We start from the raw sequence: 14,134 nt of genomic DNA, 5'->3' as shown, positions 1-14,134 counted from the left end.
GCAGTAGCACAACATATTTCCGGATCCAAAGTAGGAGAACCCTCGTGACGTTGCACGGAAGGACGGCCGTGATCACCGGCGCCGGCCAGGGCCTCGGCAAGGCCATCGCGCTGGCCATGGCGCACTCCGGCGCCGACATCGTCGCCTGCGACATCCAGGACGACAAGCTGGCCGACCTCGCCGACGAGATCGAAGCGCTGGGCCGGGCCTGTCTGCCGGTGCGCTGCGATGTCTCCGATCGAGCCGCGGTGGACCAGATGTTCGCCGATGCCGCCGACAGTTTCGGCACCGTACACATCCTGGTCAACAATGCCGCGCTCGTTCCCTCGTCATCCGCCGACACCGCGCGCCGCAATCTGCACTATGCCTACCTGACCACTCCGATGGAACGCCGCTCGCTCGGCATCACCAGCAGTCTCACCGACGAGGACTGGCTCCGATGGTGGGGAGTCAACGTCCACGGCGTGTTCTACTGCACCCGCGCCGCGCTGCGCTGCATGGAGCCACAGCGCTACGGCCGCATCATCAACATCAGCTCCATCGCCGGCACCTCCGCCGCCGGCGCGCACAGCCCCGGTTACTCCGCCGCCAAGGCCGCCGTGGCCAGCCTCACCAAAACCGTCGCCCTCGACGTCGCCGGCGCCGACATCCTGGTCAACGCCATCGCCTGCGGCGGTGTACTGACCCCGCCCTTCCAGGCATACCTCGACACCGCCACCCCCGAACAGAAGAACAGCCTCTACCAGCTGATCCCGATGGGCCGCCTCGGCACCCCCGAGGTATATGCCTCCCTCGCGGTGTATCTCGCCGGCGACAACCACTACCTCACCGGTCAGATCATCAGCCCCAACGGCGGCGCCGTCATCTGACACCCCGCCCGAAACAGCCCCGCACGTTCCCCTGGAGCAGCACCGTGCAGCACACCCTCGCACCGGTCCTCGTGATCGTCCCCGGCCTCGGCGATCACGGCGACAACCACTGGCACAACCAACTCGCCGCAACAATTCCCGGCACCCGCACCGTACGCCGGCCATCGGGCGACGCACTGCTGAACCGCGACGCCTGGGTGACCGCACTGGACAACACCCTGCGGGAAATCCCGCATCCGGTTGTGCTCGTCGCCCACAGCGCCGGCGTACTCACCACCGTGCACTGGGCCTGCCGGCCCACCCGCGACATCCACGCAGCTCTGCTGGTCACACCGCCGGATTTCGAACACCCGCTCCCGGACGGCTACCCGAGCACCGACCAGCTCACCGCCCATGGCTGGAATCCGATCCCAGGGCGGCAGTTAGGTTTCCCAAGCATCCTCGCTACCAGCAGCAACGACCCCCTCGCCACCCGCCGCCGCGTCGCCGGACTGGCCGAAACCTGGGGCAGCCGCCTGGTCGACCTCGGCCCCGTCGGCCACCTCGACCCCACCGCCGGCTACGGACCATGGCCCCGAGCCCAACACCTGCTCGACGAGCTGACCACCACCGCCGACAAGTAACCGGGCGACACCGAAGCCGGCCCCATGCCCAACCAGCCTCTCCAAAGGCGCAGTCCCCCATGGGCTTTGCCGCTCTCACCGATGAAGTTGAGGAACACCATGAAGATGAGGAAAACCGCCGCGACCGCCATTCTCGCGGCAACAGCCATCGCTGTCACCACCGCCACCGCGAACGCCGCGCCCCAAGCCGGCGACCAACCACCGGCGGCAGTGCACTACGAAGTACACCGCGACGGCGGTTCCGCCGTCCTTTCCACCTCCGACGGCACACTGAAAATCATCGCCGACCAACTGATCCTCACCGACCACAACGAGCGACCCGTCGCGGCCATCCCGCTCACCTACCAGCTCGACAACACCGCTCACCCCATCAACGCGCACATCGACGGCATCACCGCTACCCTCACCCCCTCCAAAGACAACCCCCGACCGGCCCAACCCGTCAGCCGCGACCAGATCATCCCCGTCGACAAAGCCGCCCAGATCGCCGAATCGATCAACCCCCGCGACATGCAAGCCCTCGGCACCTTCACCCAGCGAGTCACCATCGGCGCCGCCGTGAGCGCCATCCTCGGCGCGGTACTCGGCGGCGGAATCGGCTGCCTCGTCGGCGGCGCAGCCGGCGCCGCCGTCTCCAGCCCGGTCATCTTCCTGCTCGCACCCTTCGTCGGCGCCACCATCGCAGGTTGTGTCCTCGGCGCAGCCACCCTCGGCGCTGTCGGCTCGATGGCCGGGCTCATCCTCGCCGGCGGACCGATCACCCTGTTCGCCGCCATCCAATACTTCTCCACCATCCTCACCCCCTGCCCACCCAACGTCCCCGCCTGCAAAGACCCCCTACAGCCTGCGGCAACCGCGAAATAGAAGCTGCCGGGCCTCATTGGGGATGTGCCGACCACCGGGACAGGCTGCCGATCAATGCAGCCCCAAGCGTTGCGAATGGTCACTTTTCATTCGCAACGCCGACGGCCCGGTACGCCCGGCGGTCGGCACGGCCAGCACACCACCACACGACGACGAGCTCACCAGCGCAAATGACGTGCCGTTCGGCAGGTCGTCCACTAAGCCTTGGGTTCGAGACAGATGCCGTTGATGCCGTTGCCACATTCTTCAGCGGGGGTTGGCCGGGCCGGGAGCGGTGGCTGGCGGGGCGGGTTGTGGACGGTCGTGGGCGGTGAGGTTGGTTTATCGGATGGTGATGGTTTGCAGGTCGTTGCCGATGGTGACTTGGCCGGTGTAGCCCTGTTGGGCCCAGTGGGTCCATTGGGTCGGGTCGATGGTGGCGGTGGGGCCGAAGTCGGCGATGTGGGAGAGCGCCAAGTGGGCGACGTCGGCTTTGGCTGCGATGGTTCCGACTTGCTGGACCGCGGTGTGGGATTGGGTCATGTGTGATTGCGCGGTCGCCGAGAGGTTTCCGCCTTCGGTGTTGATCGCTTCGTGCACCAGCAGTTGTGATCCGTGGGCGAGGGTGACGAGGTTGTCGGAGTTGGTGGTGTCGCCGGAGAAGGTGACCGCACCGTATTCGGTGTCGAAGCGATCAGCGACAACGCATCGTCGGCGCTTCCCACGTACGCCACCTTGCGCGCCATGTCCGCCAAGGTGCTGGCTCTCAGCTCCCAGGAGCCGGCGGTATCGGCACACCAGAGCGCAAACCGAAAGCGTTGTTCAGCGTCCCGATAGTCGGCAATATCGAAGGCGGAGAAGGCCGCAACGCCGCTCAGATTGCCGATCGCCTCGAATAAGGCGCGACGAGCTGTCGGTGATGCTTGCCCCGTGAGCAGGGGCACATAGCGACGCAGTTCCTCCTCGGCTGTGCTGCTTGCTGATCCTCCGGGCAACCTCATCACGGCGCAGGAGCAATACTCCGGCGCGGCGGCGGCCCACTTGGTGATCGAGGCTCTGGGCGTGTAGAGCCTGCCCCCTCGAGCCGAGGTCGCCTAAACACCGCGTACGCCGCAGCGCATCTGCTCCAGATTTCGACGTTCCGGTCCTGGGGGAAGTCCGGCGGGCACGGGCCGTGCTCGCCATCGGACCAGCGGATCACCGGTCAGCCGCAGGTATGTGGCACATGCTTTACGAATCCTCGGCGCGCCCGTGAGCAGGTGCTGATGTTCGACTACGTCGAAGGTCCTTACGCTGCGTCAACTGTGTCATTCCGGGCTGGCGCAAGCCTCGCGAGGGTGCGGTGGACTCCGGTGTTGAGGTAGTTTTCGGGCATACTTCTGTGCGCAGCCTCGGGAAATACGAGAGGCTCTCACCGACGGGCGCAGTTGTTGATTGTGAGCTAATTTCCTGGGAGCGTTCAGTTTTCGTTGTTGGGAGGTCTTCGCCATGTCGGCCCGCCGCGCCGATACCAACATCCGTGGTCGGTACAACTCGACCGGTGAGAGTCCTCGTCTACGGCCGTGTGGGATGCGACCTGTGGTGCTTGGGGTCAGGCGAGTGGTGGCCGGCGTGAAGGGGTGCCGGCTGACAACGCGTATCGGTCGCACGCGAGCAAACTCAGTACCTGGCTTCGCCGAGACGCGCCCGGTGCCGTGATCGCGGTACCGGGCAGCGGGAGAGGCGGCGAACGTATCGGACACAAGGAGATCGGCGAGGGTGGCAGTTAAATGTCAGACGGGTTTTCGTGGGGCGATTCGACGTTAGGTTGAATTGACCCGATCACCTCCCTTCGATCGGGGCGTTCGGAAAGGAATAGTTTCATGCCTGTGCTCGCCCCCGCTGAAAAGAATCAGATCAAGGAAACCGTGTGCACGATCCTCGAGCTGGAGCCCGAGGAGGTGTCCGACAGCAGTTTGTTCAAAGACGATCACGGAGCCGACTCTCTGTTGGCGATCGAAATTCTTGCGCAGTTGGAACGAACATTCAAGATTACGATCGATCAGTCCGAGTTGGAGCGACTGGTAAATCTAGAGGGCGTCTATTCGGTCGTGGCGGAAGCCAAAGCGGCCTGACGGTCGCGACGGGTCGCGACAACGGAGCCGGAAACCGTATGAGGCGCAGGGTGGTCATCACCGGTCTGGGCGCGATAACCAGCGTGGGTATCGGGGCCGGAGAATTTCTCGACGCATTACGCGACGGACGGCAGGGAGCGGCGCCGATCACAGCGTTCGACACCGCCGGATACCCCAAGACGATGGGTTGCGAGGTGGCGAATTTCGCCCCCGAGCAATGGCTGGGCACGCGCGCAGAAGAATTCGGGCGGGCGACACAATTCGCTGTCGTGGCGGCTCGGATGGCACTCGCCGATGCCGGCCTGGACGGTGAGCGTCTGCGCGATCGCCGAGGCTTGGTGGCGGTGGGTACGACCGACGGGGAGTCACGAGACCTCGACCGGATGATGCGGTCCTGGATCGACGACGGACCGGACGCGATGGTGCCCGGGCTCGCCCGGCGCATCCCTGTCAGTCGCTTGTCGACCAGCATCGCACGCGAGCTGACCTTGACCGATGTGGAGGCGGTGACCATCCCGACGGCCTGCGCCGCCGGTAATTACGCCATCGGATACGGCGCGGACGCTATCCGCTGCGGTGACGTCGACTTCGCTTTGGCCGGCGGCGCGGACGCGGTGTGCCGGAAGACCTTCTCCGGCTTCTACCGAGTCGGTACGGTCGCCGCCGAGCATTGCCGTCCTTTCGATGCCGACCGGGACGGGATTCTCACCGGTGAGGGCGGCGGCATCCTCGTGCTCGAATCTCTGGATTCGGCGGTCGCGCGCGGTGCGCGCATTTACGCGGAAATTCTCGGCTATGGCATCAATTGTGATGGCAAACATCCGGTCGCTCCGGACCTGGACAGTTTCGGCCGCTGTATGCGATTGGCGCACGAGGATGCCGGAATCTCGCCCGGAGATGTCGACTTCATTTCCGCGCACGGGACCGGTACCCGCGCGAACGATGTCACCGAAGCGGGCGCGATTCGGCATGTGTTCGGCGACCGGCCGCCGCCGACGACGTCGATCAAATCGATGATCGGCCACACGATGGGCGCGGCGAGCGCGTTGGCGGCGATAGCATGCTCGCTGGCGATCACCGAGAGATTCATACCGCCGACGGTCAATCATCGGCACACGGATCCGGAGTGCGCATTGGATGTCGTGCCCAATCGCGCGCGTCCAGCGGACCTCCGGGTGGTACAGAACAATGGGCTCGCGTTCGGGGGAAACAATGCCGTGCTGATCTTGGGGCGCCATGAGAAACGGTTATGACGACGGCATTGCGTCGCGTAATCCGAAAAGGGGAGAGGAAAATACGATGACATTGGTATTCACTGGTTGCTCGGTTCTGTCCCCGTACGGAACGAGTACCGCCGAATTCGGGAACGGAATTCGATCCGGTACTTCGGCAGTGCGTCCGGTCGGCCCCGAGTCCGGCGATCTCCCGATCCGGCAGGCCGGGCTGGTCGCGGACTTCGACGTACGAAAAACCCTCGGCACCAAAGGTACTCGGTCGATGGACCGGGTCACCGGCCTCGCCGTCGAGGGGGTGCGGCAGGTTCTCGAGCGGCTTCCGGGCTGCGCCTGCGGGGCGGATACCGCGGTAGTCCTCGGCACCACGACCGGCAGCGTGCGCAGCATGATGGAGTTCGTGGGTGACTCCTACGTTCGGGACAAGCCCTATCAGGTCGATCCCGCCCGGTTCCCGAATGCGGTGATGAACCGCGCCGCGGGACAGTGCGCGATCTGGCACGGTGTGCGGGGACCCAACGCCACGATCGCCGGTGGGCGCGCGGCCGGGGTGGCGGTATTGCAGTACGCCGCACGGTTGTTCGACCGAGACCGGGCCCGGACCGTGCTGTGCGGGATGGTCGAGGAGTTCTCTCCGCACCGCGCATGGGTGGAATACCTGGCCGCGGGGCGGGTGGACCGCCCGATCGGTGAGGGCTGCGCGGTGTTCGTGCTGGAGCCCGCCCGTTCGGCCGCCGCCGCCGGCCGCGGTGCGCTGGCCGAGCTCGTGGGGATGGCACACGGGGTGTGGGGACCTGCCGCACCCATACGCGATGTGTTGTCGCGACTGCTCCGTTCGGCGCTGGCCGGCGCGGGTGTCGGCGGTGAGGAGGTGGCGCTGATCGCGGTGGCCGGATCTCCCGGCACCGACCCGTGGGAGGGCTTCTGCGCCGGGGAGTACGCGGCGGCGCGGGATGTCCTCCCGCACACGATGATTCGTTCGATCGCCGATCTCGTCGGCGATTGCGGTGCGGCGACCGGAGGGCTGCAACTGGCTGCTCTGCTGGGCGCGGACTATCCGCCAGGAAAGCCGTACGCGTTCTTCACATCGGTCGATCTGGACGGCGCGGTCGGCTGTGTGCTGATCCGCCGCGACGAACCACGAGGGGAATTCCGATGACCAGTGATGCAGACCGTGATCGTCCGGCCGACGACGCGCCGGCCCGGCCCGTGGCGCTGGTGACCGGCGGTTCGCGTGGTATCGGCCGCGCCGTGGTCACCCGCCTGGCAGCGGATGGATACGACGTGGCGTTCTGCTATCGGTCCCGTTCCGAGGCGGCACAGACCTGCGCCGACGCTTCCCGTGCGGCCGGCGCCCGGATAACGGCCACACCGCTCGACGTATCCGATTCCAACGCCGTTCGGGATTGGGTCGAGACCGCCGAACGGCAGCTCGGACCCATCTCCGCGGTGGTTACCTCGGCGGGCATCGTCCGCGACGGCCCGCTCATCCGAATGTCGGAAAGCGATTGGCACACCGTGATGGACGTCAACCTCTCCGGCGCCTTCGCGGTCTGCCGCGCGGCCGCCTTCCCGATGTTGAAGCGGCGCTCGGGCAGCATCGTCACCATCTCGTCGATTGCCGGAATCCATGGCAACGTCGGACAGGCCAATTATTCCGCGGCCAAGGCGGGCGTCATCGGCATGACCAAGGCGATGGCCAAGGAAGTGGCGCGTTTCGGTGTGCGGGCGAACGTCGTGGCGCCCGGATTCATCGACACCGATATGACCGCCACGCTCGACGGCGAGGTGCGTGAGTCGGCGGTGCGGCGAATTCCGCTCGGGCGCTGGGGAACTGCCGAGGAAGTAGCGGAGATGGTGAGTTTCCTGGTCTCGCCGCGGTCGGCGTACGTCACCGCCGGTGTCTTCCGGGTCGACGGAGGGATGTCCCTGTGACGACGGAGCCGAAGTTCTACTTCTCACTGCGCAGCCCGTATTCGTGGCTGGCGCTGGAAGATCTGACGGCGCACCACGGCGAACTCGCGCGAACGCTGACGTGGCTGCCGTTCTGGGATCCGGATGCCACTATGCTGGCCGAGCTGGAGGCGGCCGGCGGCGGCTTCTGCTACGCGTCGATGTCCCGGGAGAAGCATCTCTACATCCTGCAGGACGTCCGGCGCGCGGCGGCCGCTCGTGGTCTGCCGATGACCTGGCCGGTCGATCGTGCTCCTCGGTGGGAGGTGCCGCATCTGGCATGCCTGGCCGCCGACCGGGAGGGGCGCATGCCCGACCTCGCGGTAGCACTGACGCGGGCCCGCTGGCATCACGGCCGCAATATCTGCGATCCCGGCACGGTCGCCGCGGTCGCCGGTGAACTGGGGCTCGACGGTCCTCGCATGGCCGCGGCGGTGTCGGCGCCCGAAGTGCGTGCCGCCGCGGTGCGCGCACTGCTGGGCGCTTATCACGACGGTGTTTTCGGCGTGCCGTTGTTCGTCCGCGGTTCGGCCAAGTACTGGGGCGTGGAACGGCTCGACGCTTTTGCCTCCGCGGTGGGCACAGTTCCGGCATCACCCACCGAAGTCACTGCACCGCCGGTCGACTTCACCGTACCGCTTCCCCTCGGCAGCGATCTGGGTCATGCCGGTGGCTGCGGCTGAGCGGGCGCGCTGGGACGCGATCGTCGTCGGCGCCGGAATCGGCGGCCTGGTCTGTGCGGGCTACCTGACCGCTTGCGGCTACCGGGTTCTGGTGGCGGAGCAGCACGATGTTGCCGGCGGCAACGCTCATGCCTTCCGGCGCCGCCGCGCCTACGAATTCGATGTCGGCGTGCACTATCTCGGCGACTGCGGACCGGACGGGATCCTGCCCGCGATTCTGTGCGGACTCGGGGTGTGGGATCGAGTCGCTCTGCGGCCCATGAACTTTCGGGGTTTCGATCGTATCGTTCTGCCCAGCCGGACCATCGACGTCCCTGTCGGATGGGACGCCTACACCGCCGCGCTGTGCGCGGCCGTGCCCGGCGAGAGTGCGGGGATCACGGCGTGCACGCAGGTACTCGCCTCGGTCGCGGCGATCTCGCGCGCTGCCCTCGTCGATCCGAAACACGCGGTGGAACTGGTCAGGCGGTGCCCGGAAGGACCGGCGTGGGGGCGGCGCTCGCTGGCGCGACTGTTCGACGAATATCGGCTGTCACCTGTGGCGCGGACGGTGCTGGCGGCGCAGGCGGGCAATTACGGCGCAGGTCCGGCGCAGGCCACGGTGGCCACTCACGCCACCGTGCAGGACCATTACCTGCGCGGCGCCTACTACGTCGACGGCGGCGGCCAGACCCTGATCGCGGCGTTGGTGGAGGCGATCGAGGCGTACGGCGGGCGCGTGTCGACGCGAAAAGCCGTGCGCACCATTCACACCGACGGCGGCGTCGTCTCGGGAGTGAGTTTCGCAGACGGTGACCGGGCCGATTCGGACCTGGTGATCTCCAATGCCGACTTCCGCCGCACGGTTCTCGAATTATGCAGCGATACGGCAGGTTTCGGCGTTCAGGAGCTGCGGCGGACCGCGTTGGCGCGTATGCGCCATGCGTGGTCGGTTCTCTATCTGGGGCTCGCCAGCGAGCCGCCGGGACTCGAGGGCGCGAATCTGTGGTGTTTCGATCACGAGGACATCGAGGATGCCTACCGGCGGTTCGAGGTGGGTTCGGGCGGGCCGCCGTTCGCCTTCGTCTCCTGTGCCTCGGCCCGTCCCGCCCAGAGGCGGTGGGCCTGTCCGCCCGGGCATGCCGGCGTGCAGGTCATGGTGCCGTGCGCCGAGCCTATGATGCGGTGGGGCAACGACATCCGCTACCGGCGGGATCCGCAGTACCGGTTGTGGAAACGGCATCTGACCGCCGAATTGCTGACCGTCGCCGAGCGCGCGCTGGGCCGGACGATCGATGATGCGGTGCACGTGGAGGTGGCCACGCCACTCACGCACCGGCGCTATCTCGGATCGACCGGTGGAACGCCCTATGGAGTGGCCGATTGGGGCGGGATCGCCTGTCGCCCGGAGACCGAGACGGGTGTGACCGGACTTGCCGTGGTCGGCCAGAACACTCGCTACGGCAGCGGTGTGGCGGGTGCGGCAATCAGTGGAATCCGATGCGCGGGCCGGATCGTAGGCCGCGATCTGCTGGGCGAGGTATATCGCGGCGCCGTGCCGGCGGATCGGATGCGGCTGCCACCGCGATGCGTCGACGCGGACCCGATGGCGGTGTCGCGGGGCAGATCGCGCCGCGATGCGCCGGGCCTGCCCAAACTTCCCCTGATCCGATCATGACCATCCGGGAATGGTCTCGAATGTCTTGTGAGAGTTGATGAACGCACCAATCGACACCAGCTGGCCGATCACCGGAACAGGAGCCGTCGCCGCGATCGGCGACACCGTGCCGGAGCTTTTCGCGGCACTGTGCGCCGGCCGTACCGGTGTGGCCGAAATCCGGCGCTTTCCCACCGGCGACTATCGCACCCGCCACGGTTATCCGCGGCACGAGCGCGGATCCGACGCCGCGGCGTACGCCACCCGGTTACTGATCAGGTCGGTCGCCGAGGCGATGACACAGTCCAGGCTCGACGACCTGACCGATATCCCGGTGATCGTGGGCACCGGCCTGCGTGAACTCCGCTCGGTGGAGTTGGCGTGGCAGGCGGGCCCGGACAGCGAAGTACCTCGTCTGGACTTCGGGCCCGCGCTGCGAGAACGGTTCGGCTGTACCGAAGTTCACACCCTGTCCAACGCGTGTGCGGCCTCGCTGCACGCGCTGGGGCTGGCCGAGGACCTGCTGGCCGCCGATCGCGCCGACGCGGTTGTCGTCGCGGGAACCGACACGATCGCGGTGAGCATGTTCGCCGCGCTCGATCTCGTCCAACCGGCGATGACGACGTTGCGGCCGTTCGACGCGCGCCACAAAGGAGTGCTCATGGGAGACGGCGCGGCCGCTGTCGTCCTGCAGCGTGGTGGAAAGGCCCGTGCGGTGCTTCGGGGTGTCGGCATCAGCTGTGACGCGGGCCATGTCACCGCTCCCGACCCGGTCGGGATCGTCGCGGCGATGCACGACGCCCACCGCCGCGCGGGGGTCCGGCCGGCCGATGTGGACCTCGTTCTGGCACACGGCACCGGAACGGCCCTCAACGACGCGGCCGAGGCCGCCGCACTGACCACGATCTTCGGCAAAGAACAGCCGATCGTCACGGCGGTCAAGGCGATGACCGGTCACACCTCGGGCAGTTCGGGCCTTGTGAGTCTGGTCGCGGCGATCGAGTCGCTTCGCACCGGAGCGGTGCCGGCCATCCCGGATCTGGCGATACCGATCGACGAGGCCCGGTCCCTCCGGCTCGCCGCGTCACCGATCGACGCCGCCGAACTCCGGGTGGCGCAGGTGAATTCGTTCGGGTTCGGCGGCGTCAACGCCGTCGCGATCGTGGAGCGGGTGGCATGACGGACATGGTGGCGGGCAGTCCGGTGATCGTCGGCACCGCTGTGGTCGCGCCGGGAATGCCCGCGCACGACCCGGTGGCGATACTCGGCCGGCGGGGCTTGCGCTACAAGGACGAGGCCACGCGGCTCGGTATGGCCGCCACGCAGTCGGCGTTCCGGGACGCCGGTATCGATGATTGCGCGGGGGCGGTCACGGCGGTGATCGTCAGTTCGAACTTCGGTAATCTCGACACCGTCTGCCGAATCGTCGGTGATCACGCCGGTCCGGGCGATCGCAGCCCGATGGATCTACCGAACGCGTCGAGCAATGTCATCGCCTCCTCGATCGCCATTCGCTTCGGTCTCTTCGGCCCCAATCTCATGATGTGCAGCGGCGCGAACTCCGGGCTCGACGCGGTGGACTGGGCCACCGTCCTGCTCGGCTCCGGTCGCGCGGCCCGGGTGGTGGTCGTCGGCGTCGAGGTGAGCAATGCGGCCGTGCGGCGATTCGCACCGGCTCGCGCCACGTCCGGCCTTTTTCACGGCGCGGCCTGCCTCGTCATCGAATGCGCCGACCCGGCGATCCGCCCGCCGCGTGCGGTCCTAGGCGCCTGCGCGCGTGGCCGGGCGCGCATCGAATCGCTCGCCGCGACGGCGGTGAATCGTTGGTACACACCGGATTTCGGCCCATCAGCCGAGCTGGCGGGAATCGTGAGCGCCCGCCGGACGGTCGATCTGGCGGCGCGTTTCGGCGCCGCCTCGGGTGCACTCGGGGTGCTGCAAGCCGCCTTCGCCGCGAACCGGCCGGGCCGCTCACTGCTGACCACCGGCGGCGGCGACACCGCGCCGGCGGCCTGCCTGATCACCTCGACAATCGCTACTACCGCAGGAGAATGACGATGACTACATCGGCGACGCCGGTTTCGGCGCCGACTACCCGAGTTGAGCTGCGCCCACGATACGAGGGCGCGAATATCGGCCCGTGGATCGGGTTCAAACATGTGAACTATCTGATCGAAGAGGCGCTCATCGATCATTTCCGAACCATCGGTCACGATGTGCGCACCTTGTACGCCGACTACGGATTGTGCTGGGAAGTAGTCGATATCGACACCCGCATCATCCACGTGTTCAACCTCGACGAAGCGGTACGGCTGATCGTGCGACCGCGCCCGGCGCAGACGGAGGGTGAGCTGGCCTACGAGGTCACCGTCGTCGGCCACCGTGACGGAGCGGAGATCAAGGTGGCCCGCTCACGAGTATCGGTTGCGCTGCGCCGTGATTCGCGCTGGCCCACGCCGTACGCGGCGGCCCGGCCGGAACTGGCGAGTGCGATCGTTCCCCAGATCCGGCGCGCGGCACCGGACACGGGCTTCGGCGCACCGTCGAGGACGGACCGCTCGACGGATGCGACGCGACTGCTCGAGGGGCGCGACGGGTTCGCGTGGACCTTCCGGATCCCGTATTTCTACTGTCATTTCACCGAACGTCTGCAGATGTCCGGATATCTGCGGGTCATGGAGGAAGCCGTCGACCGTTTCCTGGCCGACCGCGGAGTGTCGATCCGCACGCTCCTCGACGATCGGCAACTGATACCTGTGGTGCCGCGGTCACGGATCACCATGCTCGCGGAGGCCTACATGGAAGAGGACCTGCAGGTCGTGCTGGTGGTCGAGGACGTGTTCAAGAACCTGACCTTCACGCTCGGGATGGAATGCTTCGTGCGGCGTGGGGCGGATCTGGTGCCCGTCGCCGCCGGTGCGATCACGCACGGATATGCGCGACTCGAAGATCGTGCACGGTGGGGACTCAGCGGCCTCGATGATCGGCTGTGCCGGGCACTCGGACGATAGCCCTCCGTTGCCCGCCGAACGATCGGCGGCGCGGGTGTTCTCATCCCGTGCCGCCGATCCGGATCGGTTACGGCCGAGCGGTCGACGGCAGCGCGTCGGCCAGTAGCAGCAATTGTTCCGTGGCCGCGCCGAACTGGAATTCACTGCGTTTGGCGGCGAGGAAGTACCGGTGCACGTCGTAGTCCAGGAAGATGCCGATGCTCGCGTGCACGTGCACCATGGTGTGCGCCACCCGGTGGCCGGCCTCCGCTGCCCAGAACTTGGCCGTGGCGATCTCGGCATCGGCCGGGAGCCCCTCGCTCTCCCGCCAGACCGCCTGCCACAGTGTCAGCCGCACGGCTTCGACATCGATGTGCGCATCCGCCAGGCGTTGCCGGACGGCCTGGAAGGAGCCGATCGGCTTGCCGAATTGCTCTCGGGTCACAGCGTATTCACCGGTCAGCTCCACGGCCCGCGCCAGCACGCCCAGTTGCAGCGCGCAGGTGGCGATGGTCGCGCGGCGACGTGCCCAGTCGGAGGCACCGTCTCCCGGCGCCCCGAGCACGGCGTCGGCACCGACATCGACACCGTCCATTTCGACCAGCGCAGCGTCGGTGCCGTCGACGACGTGCTGGCCGGTGATCCGCAGACCGGCGGTGTCGCGGCCGATGATCAAGAGCAGCGGCCCTTGTTCGGTGTCGGCTTCGATCAGGAAAGCGTCGGCGAAGGCGCCCGAGGGAACCGCGGTGTGGGCGCCGGTGACCTGCCAGCCGGTCGCTGTGGGCTCGGCCCGGAATCGGTTGTCCTCGTCGGCAAGTGCGATCGCCAGCGTGGCGGTTCCGGAAGCGACCGGCCCGACCCAGCGCTGCCGCTGCCGCTCGTCGCCGAAGGTCGCGATCGCGCAGGCGGCGACCGCGACACTGGTGAGATACGGGATCGGGGCCACGGCGCGGCCGATTTCGGTGAGTACGGCGCACTGCTCACTCAGGCCGAAACCGCCGCCGATCGGCGCCGGCAGCGCGGCATCGAGTATCCCCGCGTCGGCGGCCGCTGTCCACAGCGCCCGGTCCAAGCCGGTGCCATCCGGGGTGTTCTTCGCCGCCCACTCGGTGAACAGGCTGCGCGCCAATCCCGCGAGGTCGTTGTGCTCTTCGGTGAAACTGAAGTCCATAACAGCATCCTTAGACGAAG

General features: G+C 67.2%; 14 protein-coding genes. 12 read left to right on the top strand and 2 right to left on the bottom strand.

Annotation, left to right across the window (positions count from 1 at the left end; all coding sequences use genetic code 11):
* Positions 1–44: 44 nt before the first annotated feature.
* The 3 genes from NA3_RS11970 to NA3_RS11960 all read left to right on the top strand — a co-directional run bounded on the left by NA3_RS11970 (position 45) and on the right by NA3_RS11960 (position 2,356).
* The gene (locus tag NA3_RS11970; protein ID WP_062963692.1) at positions 45–869 is read left to right on the top strand and encodes an SDR family NAD(P)-dependent oxidoreductase; all 825 of its coding nucleotides are present in this window, start codon (positions 45–47) and stop codon (positions 867–869) included.
* Between the two features lie 44 nt (positions 870–913).
* The gene (locus NA3_RS11965) at positions 914–1,492 is read left to right on the top strand and encodes an RBBP9/YdeN family alpha/beta hydrolase (protein ID WP_062963691.1); all 579 of its coding nucleotides are present in this window, start codon (positions 914–916) and stop codon (positions 1,490–1,492) included.
* 99 nt (positions 1,493–1,591) lie between these two features.
* Positions 1,592–2,356 (top strand): DUF8020 domain-containing protein, encoded by a 765-nt coding sequence (locus NA3_RS11960; protein ID WP_062963690.1) that lies wholly within the window; start codon positions 1,592–1,594, stop codon positions 2,354–2,356.
* Positions 2,357–2,677: 321 nt separating this feature from the next.
* On the opposite strand, the gene NA3_RS38170 is transcribed toward NA3_RS11960, so the two are convergent.
* Positions 2,678–3,133, bottom strand: a complete 456-nt coding sequence (locus NA3_RS38170) for an MBL fold metallo-hydrolase (RefSeq protein ID WP_062963689.1) — start codon at positions 3,131–3,133, stop codon at positions 2,678–2,680.
* Between the two features lie 1,064 nt (positions 3,134–4,197).
* Here NA3_RS38170 and NA3_RS11950 point away from each other — a divergent pair.
* The 9 genes from NA3_RS11950 to NA3_RS11910 are packed head-to-tail and all read left to right on the top strand — an operon-like array spanning position 4,198 to position 12,964.
* The gene (locus NA3_RS11950; protein ID WP_062963688.1) at positions 4,198–4,449 is read left to right on the top strand and encodes an acyl carrier protein; all 252 of its coding nucleotides are present in this window, start codon (positions 4,198–4,200) and stop codon (positions 4,447–4,449) included.
* A 38-nt stretch (positions 4,450–4,487) separates the two neighbouring features.
* Positions 4,488–5,702, top strand: coding sequence for a beta-ketoacyl-[acyl-carrier-protein] synthase family protein (locus NA3_RS11945; RefSeq protein WP_062963687.1), 1,215 nt, complete (start codon positions 4,488–4,490; stop codon positions 5,700–5,702).
* A 46-nt stretch (positions 5,703–5,748) separates the two neighbouring features.
* Positions 5,749–6,840, top strand: a complete 1,092-nt coding sequence (locus NA3_RS11940) for a beta-ketoacyl synthase N-terminal-like domain-containing protein (RefSeq protein ID WP_063917458.1) — start codon at positions 5,749–5,751, stop codon at positions 6,838–6,840.
* A complete protein-coding gene (fabG, locus tag NA3_RS11935) occupies positions 6,837–7,616 on the top strand; it encodes a 3-oxoacyl-[acyl-carrier-protein] reductase (protein WP_062963685.1) in 780 nt (259 codons plus the stop codon). Before NA3_RS11940 ends, fabG begins: the two co-directional genes overlap by 4 nt.
* Positions 7,613–8,317, top strand: coding sequence for a 2-hydroxychromene-2-carboxylate isomerase (locus NA3_RS11930; protein ID WP_062963684.1), 705 nt, complete (start codon positions 7,613–7,615; stop codon positions 8,315–8,317). The genes fabG and NA3_RS11930 overlap by 4 nt, the downstream gene beginning before the upstream one ends.
* Positions 8,298–9,974: a phytoene desaturase family protein gene (locus NA3_RS11925; protein WP_062963683.1), complete on the top strand. Its 1,677-nt coding sequence runs from the start codon at positions 8,298–8,300 to the stop codon at positions 9,972–9,974. The genes NA3_RS11930 and NA3_RS11925 overlap by 20 nt, the downstream gene beginning before the upstream one ends.
* Positions 9,975–10,011: 37 nt before the next feature.
* Positions 10,012–11,133, top strand: coding sequence for a beta-ketoacyl-[acyl-carrier-protein] synthase family protein (locus tag NA3_RS11920; protein ID WP_062963682.1), 1,122 nt, complete (start codon positions 10,012–10,014; stop codon positions 11,131–11,133).
* On the top strand, positions 11,130–12,008 hold the full coding sequence (locus NA3_RS11915; protein WP_062963681.1) for a beta-ketoacyl synthase N-terminal-like domain-containing protein: 879 nt from the start codon (positions 11,130–11,132) through the stop codon (positions 12,006–12,008). The genes NA3_RS11920 and NA3_RS11915 overlap by 4 nt, the downstream gene beginning before the upstream one ends.
* Positions 12,009–12,010: 2 nt before the next feature.
* A complete protein-coding gene (locus tag NA3_RS11910) occupies positions 12,011–12,964 on the top strand; it encodes an acyl-CoA thioesterase (RefSeq protein ID WP_128145318.1) in 954 nt (317 codons plus the stop codon).
* A 67-nt stretch (positions 12,965–13,031) separates the two neighbouring features.
* Here NA3_RS11910 and NA3_RS11905 read toward each other — a convergent pair whose 3' ends face one another.
* Complete coding sequence (locus tag NA3_RS11905) at positions 13,032–14,114, bottom strand: acyl-CoA dehydrogenase family protein (protein ID WP_062963679.1); 1,083 nt, start codon at positions 14,112–14,114, stop codon at positions 13,032–13,034.
* Between the last annotated feature and the right edge of the window lie 20 nt (positions 14,115–14,134).

Source organism: Nocardia africana NBRC 100379, assembly GCF_001612635.1.
Classification (GTDB): Bacteria; Actinomycetota; Actinomycetes; order Mycobacteriales; family Mycobacteriaceae; genus Nocardia; species Nocardia africana.
The sequence above is the reverse complement of the archived record's forward strand: the minus strand, read 5'-3'. Positions and strand labels throughout refer to the sequence as shown.

Excerpts from the sequence above, each read along its gene's own strand:
- NA3_RS11925 (WP_062963683.1), top strand. The coding sequence starts at position 8,298 with ATGCCGGTGGCTGCGGCTGAGCGGGCGCGCTGGGACGCGATCGTCGTC.
- NA3_RS11945 (WP_062963687.1), top strand. The coding sequence starts at position 4,488 with ATGAGGCGCAGGGTGGTCATCACCGGTCTGGGCGCGATAACCAGCGTG.
- fabG (WP_062963685.1), top strand. The coding sequence starts at position 6,837 with ATGACCAGTGATGCAGACCGTGATCGTCCGGCCGACGACGCGCCGGCC.
- NA3_RS11920 (WP_062963682.1), top strand. The coding sequence starts at position 10,012 with ATGAACGCACCAATCGACACCAGCTGGCCGATCACCGGAACAGGAGCC.
- NA3_RS11915 (WP_062963681.1), top strand. The coding sequence starts at position 11,130 with ATGACGGACATGGTGGCGGGCAGTCCGGTGATCGTCGGCACCGCTGTG.
- NA3_RS11905 (WP_062963679.1), bottom strand. The coding sequence starts at position 14,114 with ATGGACTTCAGTTTCACCGAAGAGCACAACGACCTCGCGGGATTGGCG.
- NA3_RS11910 (WP_128145318.1), top strand. The coding sequence starts at position 12,011 with ATGACTACATCGGCGACGCCGGTTTCGGCGCCGACTACCCGAGTTGAG.
- NA3_RS11960 (WP_062963690.1), top strand. The coding sequence starts at position 1,592 with ATGAAGATGAGGAAAACCGCCGCGACCGCCATTCTCGCGGCAACAGCC.
- NA3_RS11940 (WP_063917458.1), top strand. The coding sequence starts at position 5,749 with ATGACATTGGTATTCACTGGTTGCTCGGTTCTGTCCCCGTACGGAACG.
- NA3_RS11950 (WP_062963688.1), top strand. The coding sequence starts at position 4,198 with ATGCCTGTGCTCGCCCCCGCTGAAAAGAATCAGATCAAGGAAACCGTG.